This is a genomic window from Sphingobacterium micropteri (genome assembly GCF_014692515.1).
Lineage (GTDB): Bacteria > Bacteroidota > Bacteroidia > Sphingobacteriales > Sphingobacteriaceae > Sphingobacterium > Sphingobacterium micropteri.
Genome location: NZ_JACOIK010000007.1, coordinates 15078 through 29866, shown reverse-complemented (window position 1 = coordinate 29866; position 14789 = coordinate 15078). Strand labels below are relative to the sequence as shown.

Here is a 14789-nt window from a genome sequence, read left to right as displayed (position 1 = left end):
TTTATTACTTCATTTAAAGTTTATACACTTGTAATTGTCTTCGCTACATCATTAATTGCTTGGGTCTAACAGTTTATTAGCCTCAACTTCTATTTGCGGGATTGGAAAAAGCAATTTATCTGGTGTTGCCAGATCCGGAGATACACCTCTGGCTATAGCGGAAGATAAAAATGTACCTTGACGAATTAAATCTTCACGACGTTTACCTTCAGAAATAAACTCCCAGCCTCTCTCTCTAAAAATGGCATCTCTGAAATCTTCTTTAGAGGGCGTATTTGCTATGGTTAGACCTTCTAATCCTGCTCGTGTTCTAACTTGGTTAATAAGTGTAAAACATTCTGTTGGAGGAGTTGTGGATAATTCATTCAAAGCTTCTGCTCTGGTCAATAAGATATCAGCATATCGAAGAAGAGGAACATCACTTCCGCCGTTGTTTCCTACAGTAGTGTTATCCCAATATTTAAAACTTCTGGCGTTGTCATCATTCAATATATTTACTGTCACATTGTTATTGTTGATATAGCTCGTACATATTAATGAACGCCTTTTATCGTTTGGAGCCATACTGTTTACAAAAGCTGTCCTTAAGCGGTATTGTGTAGCAAAATTGGCCATGGAACCAACATAAACAAACTCCGGAATTTGCGGTGTACTTTTGAAACCCGACGGCAGAGCCCCCGCCATATACCAATTACCAAACCCTCCTGTTTCATTTATGCATGGCAGCACAAACAACATCTCCCTGTTATTTAGCTCATTCTCTATTTTAAAGAGATCTTTGAATTCATATTGGGTGGTTGTATAATAGTTAAAGTTTATAACAGCTAGCGCTGCATCCGCAGCTTTTTGCCACTGTTTTGTATTGAGATAAAATTTTGCCAGTATACCAGACGCATTTCCTTTATTAATTCTTCCATAAGCTTCTTCCTGCCCAGGATCAGGTAAGTCGGCAATAGATTCTGTAATTTCTGTCTCTATAAATGTCCTCATTTCCTCATCTGTAGCTCTGGCCAGATCTCCTGGTTGGGAATTAGATATTCTTAATGGTACACGGCCAAACCAGCTATACAGTACCGTGTAGGCATAGGCCCTTAGTACACGTGCTTCTGCCTTATATAGTTTCTTTTTTTCATCAGATGTGTTTACATCATCTATATTTTCAACGACGTCGTTAGCATCCCTTATCGATCTGTAGTTAGGCGCCCATACATCTTCTCGGAAAGTTATTAAATCCGAATTCCAGGTAAAATTAATGATAGGCAGAAGTGTTGCGTTTTCTGCACCACCAGAATTAAAGGCCATATCAGTACAGACTTCCGAAGTGTTAATAGTAAGTTTTGACCCCGTTTGCGTTTGCTGATGGGCATAGGCCGAAAACAATAAAGATTTAATTCCCTCTTCTGTAGTAAGGATGTTACCTGGTGAAAATTCTGAATTAGGAGTTACTTCAAGCAGTTTTTCGCAAGACGTAAAACCTATTAGCATAGCTACCAAACATATATATTTATACGTATTTTTCATGTTGTTTAATATTTAAATTAAAATTGGACATTAATTCCTCCGGTAAACGTTCTGGTTAATGGATAGGAGTTATAATCAACCCTTAAAATATCACTGCCTATCGCATTTGCAGCGGGATCAACACCAGAGTAATTCGTTAAAGTATACAAGTTTTGACCAGTGACAAAAACCGTTGCATTGCTGATAAACTTATTTTTTGGCAGTGGTATTTTATACCCTAATCTAACGGATTGAAGCCTCAAATAAGATGCATCCTCTACTGTTTTATTGTTGATTTGTCTCGATCCTTGAACATCTCCAGGGATAAACGAAGGATATTCGTTGCTTGGGTTATCTGGCGTCCATCTGTTTAAATATAATTCGGCTAATTTATTCCTTCTAAAGTCTACGGGATAATAGGAGTCCGCTAAGCTACTATTTAACATCATAGCGCCCTGAGAACCTTCTACAAATATCGCCAGCGATAAATTTTTGTAACTAAAATTAGTGTTGAAACCATAAAAAAAGTCTGGAAGAGAATTACCCAGAACAATTCTGTCCTCCGTATTTATAATGTTATTATTATCGAAATCACGATATTTTAAGTCCCCTGGTCTTACCCCCGGTTGGGCGGTAGAGAAATCATCCCCAGCTTGCCATACACCATCTATCACATATCCATAAAACGACCCCATGGATATGCCTGGTTTTAATATGTTATATTCTCCGATATTACCCGGACCTCCGCCAATAACTTCACTGTCAGATATTAGACTTAAAATTCTGTTCTTCAAAGTTGTAATGTTGAAATTAGCATCAAATTTAAAATCGCTGCCGTCAACAATAACCCCGTTTATTGAAAATTCAACGCCGGAATTTCGCATACTTCCAATATTTTCTGTTCTTGTCCCGAAACCGGTACTCAGTGGCTGAGGATTGTTGTATAAAAGATTAGAAGTTCTTCTATTATAATAATCTATACTACCTGTAATTCTGGAATTTAAAAATCCAAAATCCAAACCTATGTCAACTTGTTGTGCAGACTCCCATTGCAGGAAAGGGTTGGGGCTGCGGGTTGGAGCGATGGTACTTATTCTTTGTCCATCAAAAATAACATTTCTTCCACCCGAGTATGTTGAAAAATAAAGGTAATTGGTATTTGGTTGATTTCCAATTGCCCCGTAACTTGCTCTTAATTTTAAATCACTAATAAAGTTTACGTCTTTCAAGAAATCCTCTTGCTTTAGTTTCCAACCTAGTGCTGCAGAAGGGAAATAACCAAACCTGTTTTCGGGGCCAAATCTTGCGGATCCATCTGCTCTGAAGGAAAATGTAAACAAATATTTATCTAAAAGAGAATAGTTTACTCGTCCTAAATACGATAATAAAATATTTTCCTGTACGCCACTAGAAATTCCATTCAATGTAGGGTTCCCAGAACCTATCGCATAATAAGTTAAATCTGGTAAACTATAACCTCTTCCATTTGCAACTAAAGTACTGGATGTATAGCGCTCATAGGTTGCCCCCGCAACAGCGTTTATTCGGTGTATCCCTAAGTCTTTGTTATAATTTACGGTACCTTCCATCAGATAGTAACCTCTTTTACCATTTCTTACATCGGCATAGCCACCATAACCCGCCCCTATCAAGGTAGAAGGATCTATCCAAAAAGATCTTTTTGAGTCATTTAAATCGGCACCCACTTTTACCTTCGCAGACAACGACGGGATAAAGAAATATTCAGCATATATGTTACCGAATGTACGGTAGGTGTCACCAACTGAGTACTGGCCATCGATAACGGCTAAGGGATTATCCATAGGGCTCATTAAAGGAGATCGGTAAACAGAACCGTCGGCACTTAATGCAGGTGAAGTGGGATCATAATTTTGGGCCATATATAATGCACTCGCATTATCATTAAGCCCCAAACCATTTGCATTGTATTTATCCCTACTATAAGCTGTGGTAAGGTTTATACCCACACTGTATTTAGATGTTACACTGGTCTCCAGATTAACTCGTGCATTATATCGGGTAGTTCCCGAGTTTAACATGATCCCTTCCTGATCAAAATAACCCGCAGAAATATAGTATTTTGTATTACCTTCCCCACCATTAAAAGACAGGTCATGAGATTGTATAGGGGCATCTTTTAACAATAATGATTGCCAGTCTGTATTATAATTTGCCCCCGTAACAGGGGGATAAGACCCAGGGTCTCCGCTTAAATTTCCATCCATAATAATTTGATTTATTACGGTAGTATATTCATCTCCGGTCATAAAACGCTGTGTATTGGCAACGGTCTGCTTACCATATGTAGCATTATAATTAACGTTGATTTTACCAGCTGAGCCCTGTTTTGTCGTAATTAAAACAACACCATTAGCCCCTCTTGAACCATATATTGCCGTAGCTGAAGCATCTTTTAAGATTTCTATAGAAGCTATATCTGCAGGGTTTATGGAACTTAAAGGGGATCTGTTATTTGGGTTGTTGGCAGCACCAGTTGGGCTGGCTGAACCAATCGCAGAAGCGTCATTAACCGGCATACCATCTATAACATATAAGGGTGCGTTATTTCCCGTAATGGATGTAATCCCCCTTATTTGCACACTCATTGCAGCTCCAGGTTCGCCGCTTTTCTGGTAAATCTGTACTCCCGGAACCCTTCCTTGCAATGCCTGTTGCACGTTAATGTTTGTTCCTGCAGTTAAATCTTCCGCTTTAATGGAAGATACAGAGCCTGTTAAATCACTTTTTCGCACAGCCCCATAGCCAACGACAACAACTTCTTCTAGTGACTCGTTTTCTGCCTCTAATACTACGTTAATAATTGTTCTTCCATCTAAAGCAATTTCTTTAGTGCTAAAACCTACATGTTGGAAAACTAAAACATCAAGAGAAGAATTGACATTTAAACTATAGTTTCCGTTAGCGTCAGTCCTGGTGCCATTTGTAGCATTTTTAACCAATACGCTCACGTTCGCAAGAGGTTTGCCGGCACTGTCGGAAATTTTTCCTGTAATATTCTCTTGTTGTGCCTGTAAAGCTCCTCCTAAAAGAATAAGCAGAGCCATTATCAGGTACTTTAACTTCATACCAGGATGTTGGGTAATTAATTGATTCATATTCGTTTTAATTTAGTTTATAATAAATCTTATTGTGCTGCAGAATTTAATCTGTTATTCTCATTCGCCTGGGGCAAAGATTAGCGACCCAGGCAAATAAGTTATCGTAGAAAAAAAATCTGAATTTGGTTTATATATGGTAATATTAAAGCGCTAAGCTGATTACTTAAAGATCTCTCCTGCTTCAGGCCAACCATCTGCTCCTGTCAATAATCTTTGTAACCCGAATCGCTTGCCGCTCTCACCTGAAGGAGGGTTTTCCAACCAGTATGAATAGGAGATCCAATCCGTATGAACGCCATCCAATGCATGTCCTTTAATAATGCCAATATGGCCTCTTCCTATACGCGTGCTATTATCTGCGCTGAATGTTTGTTTGCTTGTCGTAAAAGCGGAACCACCACCATTATACATATCTTTTCCGTCTTTATCCAAGTAAGGGCCTCTAATATTGGTAGACCATCCTACACGTACTTCGTAGGTTGCATTTTGTTCATGACCAAGACCTGTTCCCCAATTTACATATAACCAATAACCTTGCTCTCCGTTTTTCACACCCGGATATATTGCGCCTGCCTCAATTGCACTATTGGCTACAGGCTCTTTTCTGGCCAAATTAGAAATTGTCGTTTCCGTTGGATGTGCTTTACCATCCGCACCCAATCGCATGAGTTTAATTCCTGTCCAATGCGATCCAAAACATAAATACCATTCGCCATTTGGCGCTAATATAGGGCAAGGATCCAACGCATTGTAAGTAGAGCTCTCGGTGGTAGAGATTACAATTCCCTTATCTTCCCATTTATAATTTGGAGCATTGGGGTCTAGCGTCTTATTGGTCGCCAAAGCAATAGCAGATTTTCGACTACCCATGCTAGATACACAATAATACATACGGAACTCTGCAGAAGCGGGGTCATAAATAATATCTGGAGCCCAAGCGGCATTTATCGGGCTATAATTAGACCAGAAGTCTGGGCGGGTAGGAAACACATCTGATCCGGTATACCACTTACCTGATATAGGGTTATTCGTCCATCTCATCTTAATACCACCGTCTGTAGAATACCAGAAATAATTAGTTCCCGATTTTATAACCCGGGAAGCGTCATTTAGACCAACAAGTCCGGTTAAAGGTGTAATGGATTCGTTATTTTCATCATCTGGAGGTGTAGTTTGAGGAGAACCATAGTCCGGTTTATTACAGCTGGACATCGCAATGCATACGTTTAATAATATTAAAAGAAGTTTCATATAAAAATGATTTAAGTTCAAGTTCCGGTTTTTTTAAAGGTATAGTAAAAACCTTTTAAGGATATCACCTAGCTTAAAAGGGTTTTCGGCAACAAAAGAGCTACACAGCCGATTCGCGTTACCTGGCCACAGGCTTTGGAAACACCTGATACTGGTTTGCTAATTGATGCCACTTTTCTTTCATTTGACTTACCCGGTCGGGGAATTTCTTAGCCAGATTATTTGTCTCTGTGCGGTCTACAGCCAAGTTGTATAACTCCCAATCAGTCTTCCCCCCTAGCCTAACAATTTTCCAGTCACCCTGTCGAAGCGCTGCAGCACCATTATGTTCCCAAAAAAGTTCATCATGAAGCTGTTTGGTTATCTTTCCGTTTAAAACGGGTATTAAACTCTTTCCAGGTGAAGGTGTAATCGTATTGCCGTCAGAAGTTTGTGGATAGGATGCACCGGAAACCTCAATACAGGTCGCCATCAAATCGATGATATGGGCAGGAACTCGATTAAATTTATTTGTGCCGTTGATTCCTTGTGGCCAATACGCAATAAATGGTGTATTTATTCCGCCCTCGTACTCCTTCGCTTTCCAATACCGGAAAGGTGTATTGATAGCATTTGCCCATTGTTGGCCAATACCCATATGTGTTGTTTGCGACCCAGGCAATACATCTTTATTTACAGAGAAGCTAACTTTTTCTCCATTTCTGGTTGTCCCTGACCGATCGTATCCGGGACCAAATTCTTCCGGCCGTTCGGGGCTGGCTCCGTTGTCTGAAAGAAACATAATGAAGGTGTTTTCCAGCTCACCAGTTTTTTTTAATTGGTCGATAAGTTTTCCGACGTTTTGATCCAAGCAATCCACCATGGCAGCATGTACAGCCATGGCTCGGGCATCCCAAATGGAATCCGGATTGTTTTCCCAGGTTTTTCCATCATGCATAAAATCAGATAACGGTACCTGTTTGGGATTTATCATTCCCAGTTTAATCATTTTCTGATACCGCTGTGTTCTAATATGTTCCCACCCTTTTTTATAGGCATCTTCGTACTTTTGAATATCTTTTTCCAATGCTTGGAGCGGCCAATGTGGAGCGGTAAAGGCTACATACATAAAAAAAGGATCTTTATTTTTTGTGAAATAATCGATATAGGCTACAGCAGAATCGCCAAGGGCATTCGTATAATAAAAGTCGGCCGGAACATTTTTTACCGGGGTAGTACCGTTGACTAAGGCAAAAGGGTCAAAAAAGTCAACTACACCCCATATATTTCCGTAATATTTCTGAAAACCTCTGTGCGTGGGGTAAGACAAGGTATCCGCAAATGCTTTATCTTGAATTTGATGATCTAACCATTGTAATTGTTGTTCGTTGTCTGGAAAAGGTTTGGTTTCCGATACATGCCATTTTCCCACCATGCCGGTTTGATATCCTACATCCTTTAAAACTTGTGCGATAGTGACCGTATTGGGGGTGAGTTGCCCTCTATAACCAGGAGCCTTTTGATCAGTAGTCATGTTCCCTATTCCGGCAGTGTGCGGGTATAGACCGGTAAGCAAAGAAGCCCTTGTGGGGCAACATCTGCTCGCATTGTAGAAGCTTGTGGACCGAACACCTCGGCTAGCCAGCCAATCCAGATTGGGGGTGTTAATTTCCCCACCATAACAACCTAAATCAGAATAACCTAAATCGTCCGCTAAGATGATAATAATATTAGGTCTTTTTGCTGTAGCCTTAGATTGAGCAAAAGCAGATCCTATTATGGTGCATACGAAAAGCAGTATACTTGATACCTTAAGAATTATTGTTTTCATGTGATTTATAATAGTTTACAGAAGCAATGTTAGCAGAAAAATATTTTTGCGAATAGCACACAGGTTAAAATATTGAGGATTGTTGTTTATAAATATGCTGTTCACATATACGATATCTAGGATTACGGATTTTAATTTAGAAATTAGCCTAAACTAATTGATAAAACGATGAAGTACGCTAGCCTTATTGTTTTTTTGCTGCTTTGTATTGCTGACCGTGTATTTGGTCAGGATATCCAATTTAGAAAAATTACCTCTAACCATGGATTGTCTCATAATACCGTTTATGCCATTACGCAGGATGAAAATGGGTTTATGTGGTTTGGTACCCGGGAAGGCCTCAACCGGTATGATAGTTACCAAGTTAAAAATTATTATATATCAAGTTCTAAAATCGGAGGTTCTACCAATAAAATAAGTTCGCTTTGTAGTTATAAATCTTTATTATATGTCGGAACAGATAATGGGCTTTATATTTATAATTCCAAAACAGATAACCTTGAAAGGAGTAGTGCCTTTCCTTATCAACTTAATGTGTTGTTTCTTCTTCTGCAAAATGATCATCTATATATTGGTACATCGGACGGAGTTTATAAATTATCAGGTAACGAATCCAAGCGTATAAGCGACAGGAAAAGCTATCTAAAGACAATGTGTGCTATTTCTGATGATAGCCTTTTATTAGCAATAGGAAATTCGTTAAGAATAATTGATGGAGAAGGGAACGTAAAGAAAATATTTGACACGGCTTCCTTGTCTGAATTTGCTAATGTGAATGATATTTTCGATCTCTATAAAGATAAAGAGGGGAATATCTGGGTTGCCACAAACAAAGGGCTTTTGATGTACGATAGGATAGATCAACGCTTTTCTAAACTAAAATTCACTGTAATAGAAACTCCTGAAAACAATACAGTCAGATCGGTATCTGGAGATCAGGATATTCTATATATTGGTACAGAGGAAGGCTTATATATCTACAATATAAAGACTGGATATTCTGAAAGCTTTCATCAATCTTTCGCTAACGATTCCGAAAAGCTGAACGATAATGCTATTTATTCTACCTATCTCGCTAAAGATGGTTCTTTATGGATAGGAACTTATTTTGGGGGAGTAAATTATATGCCTTCCAGTTCTTATGGTTTTAAAAGTATAAGAGCTAATGACAAAAAGAAAGGACTATCTGGAAAAGCTATCAGCCAATTGATGGAAGACGATGAAAAACGAATGTGGATAGGCACAGAAGATGGTGGTATTACAATCTATGATATCCTGAATGAATCTTTTCAGTATATAAATAAGAATAGTTCTCCATTTTATTTGACAACAAATAATGTTCACGCTATTCATGATGATGGTTATGGAAATATCTGGGTAGGTACATTTTTAGGCGGTTTACATCAATTTGATACAAAGAAAAACACGACAACAGTTTATACTTCAAAGAAAGAAAATATCCAGTCATTGTCTAACAATGGTGTATATGCTATTTACAGAGACTCTAGAGGTATATTGTGGGTAGGTACGCAATACGGTTTGAATATTTTTGATTACCAGTCTAAATTATTCAAACTATTTAAACCCCAAATTATGGGAGATTTATTTATTTATGATATTATCGAAGATAAAAACGGCTATGTGTGGTTTTGCACCCGATATAATGGAATTTATAAATATGATCCAGTTACCGATAGCTTAAGAAATTATACGGCCACTGGTGATAACCCTAGCTTGTTAAGCAACCAAATTATCAGTGTTTACCAAGACCGTAAACAACAGTTATGGTTCGGCACGCTAGATGGAGGTGTATGTCTTTATAATCCGGAACAAAATGAATTTAGAAGTTATACAATTGAAGACGGTTTGCCGAACAACAACGTATATGGAATATTGGAGGACAAGGAGGGTATTATTTGGCTTACGACAAATCGTGGAATTTCCAGGCTAGATCCGAAGACCAACACATTCACAAATTACGATAGTAAACATGGATTGCCATCCAATCAGTTTAATTTTAAATCCTATTTAAAAAGTAGTGACGACATGTTGTATTTTGGAAGTATAAATGGCTTGTGCTTTTTCGATCCCTCGACAGTAGAGAATAATCATGCATCACTGCCGCTCATGTTTACCGACTTTCAGTTGTTTAATAAAAGTATCGTTCCGCAGGAATCCGCCATCCTAAAAAATCAGATAAACGATACCAAAAGAATAAAACTGGCCTATGATCAAAATGTATTTACCATAAGTTACGCAGCCATAAATTATGCTAATCCGGGTAGCACTGACTATGCGTATTACCTAGAAGGGTTTGAAGATAAATGGAACCATGTGGGAAACAAAAATAGTGTTACCTATACGAATTTGTCGCCGGGAAACTATGTATTTCACATTAAAGCTTTAAACGCCGCTGGTCTTGCCCGTAGTGCAGAAAGGACGATGGAAATTTATGTAGCCCCTCCATTCTATCGGAGCCATTTCGCCTATTTTGTATACTTCTTATTGGTTGTGGCTGTAATATGGATGTATACGAAGTTTGTTAAATTTCTTGACCATAAAAAATTAGAGATCCAACTGGAACGCGTTGAAAAGGAAAAAATGAAGGAGCTGACCCAGCATCGACTTAACTTTTTCACCTTTATTTCGCATGAATTTAAAACACCGCTAACCCTCATCCTGGCGTCCATTGATAAATTTCTGGAGAATACAAGTTCAGATTTTAAAAAAAGTACCGAATTATCTACGGTCAAAAGCAATGCTTCTATCCTATTTAAACTTATCCAGCAGTTGATGGAGTTTAGAAAAATAGAATCCGACCATGCGTCTATTAATCTTTCAAAATCAGATGTGGTTGACTTTATTAGAAAAGCCACTTATCATTTCGAACCAATAGCTGTTAAAAAGAACATTGATTTAACCTTCGTTTCCACTAAACCATCGTTGGAATGCTACTTTGATCAAGATAAAATGGAGAAGATATTGTTCAATATTCTTTCTAACGCGATGAAAAATACATTAACAGGCAGTATTGACGTCGCCCTTGATTTTGGTGAGCGAAACGATGCTCAGCAATTAGTTACCATACGTGTAAATGATACCGGACGAGGTATGTCCACAACAGAACTTAAAAATATTTTTAACCCTTTTTATAAATCGGGAACTAATAAAACAGATGCGGAAAGCAGCGGTATTGGGCTTGCCCTTGTTGACAGCCTTGTAAAGTATCTTAACGGAGAAATTCATGTTAAAAGTGTACAAGATAAGGGAACCTCCATAAAAATAACGATGCCTGTTCTCATACGCCTGGATCATGTTCCAAAAATCGACCAGATCGCCGAACTCCCGGAAAAGACTGTGCTTATTAAACAAGAAAAGCTATTGGATGAGGCATCAATAAGCAAAGATGCAAAAACGAAATATACATTACTTATCGTAGAGGATAACAGAGAGTTAATGACATTTTTATCGAAGCATTTTTCTCGTCATTACGAAGTAGTAAACGCATCAAACGGATTGCTCGCGATAAAGAAAATTAATAAAATACCTCCTGATATTATTATAAGTGATGTGAAAATGCCTAAAATGGATGGGATTGAACTTTGTAATTGGTTGAAAAGCGACGAAAGATTCAACTATATTCCCATAATTCTGCTTTCAGATAGCAGTATAGAAAATATTAAAATTGATGGATTAGATGTGGGTGCTGATGCTTATGTAAGTAAACCATTTAATCTGAAAGAACTGGAATTGTTGGTCAATAACATGGTTAAATCAAGGGTTAAGTTGCGGGAACATGTTATTAGTTTAGGCGCTTTTAAAGACGACACACTCCCGAGTAACAACAAAGATCAGGAGTTTTTGTCAAGACTAAGTGAGATCCTCGAAAAGGAATTTGCTAATCCAACACTAACTATTGAAGATATTGCAAATGAATTGAATACAAGCAGAACATCCCTACATTTAAACCTTAAACGGGTTCTGGATAAAAATGCAACCGAGCTTTTAAATGAGTACCGTCTTAAAAAAGCTATTATTATGCTCGAAAATGATATGCCCATTAACGAGGTTGCTTACCATTGTGGGTATAGCGACCCCAATTATTTTAGCAGGGTATTTAAAAAGTATTATGGGCAGACGCCATTGCGCTACAAAAGAAAGGAGTAAGATCTAAACAATATTTGTTATATTGGGTTTTATCCCATAAGAGAGAAATAACCCATAAATCATGACACAGAAAATAGCCTCACTTAAAAAGCTTCAAGAAAGTGGCAAAAATATCCATAGACTTCCATTCTCTATTCGGATTTTGCTGGAAAATGTTTTGCGGAATCACGACGGTTTTGCAGTTACGGATGATCATCTGAACACGCTTATGAACTGGGATGCCGCCGGCACAGATAAAGATATTCCTTTTAAGCCGGCGCGGGTGTTGATGCAAGACTTTACAGGAGTACCGGCGGTTGTTGATATCACGTCCATCCGAGCCGAATTTGTAAGAAAAGGAGGAGATGGCGCGAAGATTAATCCGGCTATCCCGGTCGACCTAGTCATTGATCATTCGGTGCAAGTAGATTATTTCGGAACAGACTATTCTTATCAGGAAAACGTAAAATTAGAATATGAGCGGAATGCCGAAAGATATCAGTTACTAAAATGGGCACAACAGGGGTTGGCCAACCTGACGGTCGTTCCGCCCGGAATGGGTATCTGCCATCAGGTCAATCTCGAGTATTTGGCTAAAGGCGTTGTAGAGCGAGAGGGTTGGGCGTTCCCAGATACGTTGGTCGGAACCGACTCACACACCCCCATGGTCAATGGTATCGGTGTGCTCGGCTGGGGTGTAGGCGGTATAGAAGCGGAAGCAGCGATGCTGGGACAGCCCGTATATTTTACGTGCCCACAAGTTATTGGACTTAAACTCACTGGCGAAATTCCGGCAGGCTGTACCGCTACCGATATGGTATTGTCCATAACCAAGATATTAAGAGATACCGGCGTGGTCGGTAAATTTGTCGAGGTATTCGGCGATGGCTTGGATAAACTGACCGTAACCGATCGGGCAACGATATCAAATATGTCTCCCGAATTCGGCTGTACGGTGACGTACTTTCCTATCGACGACCAGACACTCGATTACATGGCGCGTACGAACCGGTCGGCAGAGCAAATCGATTTGGTAAAGAAATATTGCCAGGAGAATATGTTATGGCGGACGGGCAAGGAAGAGATCGAATATTCAAGAATCGTCGAACTGGATCTCGGCACCTTAGAACCAACCGTGGCAGGCCCCAAGAGACCGCAAGACAAAATACTCGTCAAAGAACTAGATTCCACTTTTCGAACCGTTCTCGATCAAGATTTCAAACGGAACTACGTCGCATTTGATGATCGCCGAGAACATGCTTGGTTAAACGAAGGTGGGTCTGGTACCCAGTTTGTTCAAGAGGCAACCGAAGAGCATAAAGAAACTTTGGCGGCAAACACCGCCGATTTACGAAGTGTAAAAATTAAATTGAAAAATGGTGAATACCGGTTAAGTGATGGTAGCATCGTAATCGCTGCCATCACCAGCTGTACAAATACGTCTAACCCCAGCGTCATGATAGGTGCCGGTTTGGTGGCTAAGAAAGCCGTAGAAAAAGGGCTTCGCACACGGTCATGGGTGAAAACAAGCCTAGCTCCAGGTTCTAAGGTCGTTACGAAATATCTGGAACGCTCTGGTTTATCCACCGATCTAGAAGCGTTGCGGTTCCATACGGTCGGCTATGGTTGTACATCCTGCATCGGCAACAGCGGGCCACTGCCGCCGCATATTGCCGAGGCGATCGACAACAGTGAAATGGTTGTTGCCTCGGTGCTTTCTGGAAACAGGAATTTCGAAGCCCGGGTACACCCTCAAGTAAAAATGAACTTTTTAATGTCGCCGATGTTGGTCGTGGCCTACGCGCTTATCGGTCGTGTGGATGTCAACCTGATGGAAGATCCCCTATCCTACGACCCTAATGGAAATCCGATTTATTTAAAGGATATATGGCCTACGCAGGCAGAAATCAACGAGACGATCAAAAAAGCCATGCAGAAAGAGGATTTTAAAGAGGTGTACGATGTTATTTTTGATGGGGATGAAGAATGGAAAAAACTGGAAGCACCCGAAGGCAAAGAATTCGTTTGGGATAAGGAATCCACGTATATCCGGGAAGTTCCTTTCTTTAAAAACCTACCGGCAGAACCTTTGGCTCTTACAGAAATTCAAGGTGCACGGGTTCTCCTATATTTAGGTGATTCCGTAACTACAGACCACATCTCGCCCGCGGGTTCGTTTAATGAAGAAAGTGCGGCCGGAAAATATCTTTTAAGTCGGGGAATCGATCGGAAAGATTTTAATTCATATGGTTCGCGTCGCGGAAACCATGAAGTCATGATGCGGGGAACGTTTGCCAACGTCCGCATCCGAAATAAGATTACCGAGCGAGAAGGCGGTTATTCGGTATATTTTCCGACCAAAGAGACGTTAACAGTATACGATACCGCCATGAAATATAAAGCCGACGGGACGCCATTGGTGGTTTTGGCCGGGAAGGATTATGGAAGTGGTTCCTCACGAGATTGGGCAGCAAAGGGCTCGAGCTTATTGGGCATCCGTGCTGTCATTGCCGAAAGTTTCGAGCGAATCCATCGGAGCAACTTGGTGGGAATGGGTATACTTCCCATAGAATTTCCCGACGGACAAAGCGCACACTCGTTGGGCTTGACAGGAGAAGAAGAGATCAGTATAACTGGAATGGCTAGTGATTTGAAACCATTTAAGATGGTAAAAGTTCGTGCGTTAAAAGCATCGGGTGAGGCCATCGAGTTTGATGCCAGGGCACGCCTCGATTCGGATATCGATGTAGAATACTTTAAGCATGGGGGTATTCTTCAATATGTTTTAAGGAGTTATTTAAGCCGGTAGCGTTACATCTACCGGCTACTTTAAATTAGTTGTTTTAACAAAAAATTGTGACGAACAGCTGTCCTGCACTGTCCTGCAAACGTTGCCGGCAACGTTTGCGTGGTTTTTCTTTCTATTTATTGCCTTTTACTAA

Annotated in this window: 6 protein-coding genes; 2 read left to right on the top strand and 4 right to left on the bottom strand. The window is 39.8% G+C overall.

Annotated features, from left to right (window positions below; all coding sequences use genetic code 11):
- Positions 1-51 precede the first annotated feature (51 nt).
- The 4 genes from H8B06_RS10530 to H8B06_RS10515 all read right to left on the bottom strand — a co-directional run bounded on the left by H8B06_RS10530 (position 52) and on the right by H8B06_RS10515 (position 7701).
- Complete coding sequence (locus tag H8B06_RS10530) at positions 52-1521, bottom strand: RagB/SusD family nutrient uptake outer membrane protein (RefSeq protein ID WP_190994250.1); 1470 nt, start codon at positions 1519-1521, stop codon at positions 52-54.
- A 17-nt stretch (positions 1522-1538) separates the two neighbouring features.
- On the bottom strand, positions 1539-4637 hold the full coding sequence (locus H8B06_RS10525; protein ID WP_190994249.1) for a SusC/RagA family TonB-linked outer membrane protein: 3099 nt from the start codon (positions 4635-4637) through the stop codon (positions 1539-1541).
- Between the two features lie 162 nt (positions 4638-4799).
- Positions 4800-5891: an arabinan endo-1,5-alpha-L-arabinosidase gene (locus tag H8B06_RS10520; protein ID WP_190994248.1), complete on the bottom strand. Its 1092-nt coding sequence runs from the start codon at positions 5889-5891 to the stop codon at positions 4800-4802.
- A 118-nt stretch (positions 5892-6009) separates the two neighbouring features.
- On the bottom strand, positions 6010-7701 hold the full coding sequence (locus H8B06_RS10515; protein WP_190994247.1) for an arylsulfatase: 1692 nt from the start codon (positions 7699-7701) through the stop codon (positions 6010-6012).
- Between the two features lie 168 nt (positions 7702-7869).
- Between H8B06_RS10515 and H8B06_RS10510 the strand changes: the two genes are divergently transcribed.
- The gene (locus H8B06_RS10510) at positions 7870-11868 is read left to right on the top strand and encodes a hybrid sensor histidine kinase/response regulator transcription factor (RefSeq protein ID WP_190994246.1); all 3999 of its coding nucleotides are present in this window, start codon (positions 7870-7872) and stop codon (positions 11866-11868) included.
- A gap of 61 nt (positions 11869-11929) precedes the next feature.
- Entirely contained in the window at positions 11930-14656 is a 2727-nt protein-coding gene (acnA, locus tag H8B06_RS10505) for an aconitate hydratase AcnA (RefSeq protein ID WP_190994245.1), read from the top strand.
- Positions 14657-14789: the final 133 nt, after the last annotated feature.

What these genes read in the sequence shown, in the direction of transcription:
- H8B06_RS10530 (WP_190994250.1), bottom strand. Translation starts at nt 1,521, where the DNA reads ATGAAAAATACGTATAAATATATATGTTTGGTAGCTATGCTAATAGGT.
- H8B06_RS10510 (WP_190994246.1), top strand. Translation starts at nt 7,870, where the DNA reads ATGAAGTACGCTAGCCTTATTGTTTTTTTGCTGCTTTGTATTGCTGAC.
- acnA (WP_190994245.1), top strand. Translation starts at nt 11,930, where the DNA reads ATGACACAGAAAATAGCCTCACTTAAAAAGCTTCAAGAAAGTGGCAAA.
- H8B06_RS10525 (WP_190994249.1), bottom strand. Translation starts at nt 4,637, where the DNA reads ATGAATCAATTAATTACCCAACATCCTGGTATGAAGTTAAAGTACCTG.
- H8B06_RS10520 (WP_190994248.1), bottom strand. Translation starts at nt 5,891, where the DNA reads ATGAAACTTCTTTTAATATTATTAAACGTATGCATTGCGATGTCCAGC.
- H8B06_RS10515 (WP_190994247.1), bottom strand. Translation starts at nt 7,701, where the DNA reads ATGAAAACAATAATTCTTAAGGTATCAAGTATACTGCTTTTCGTATGC.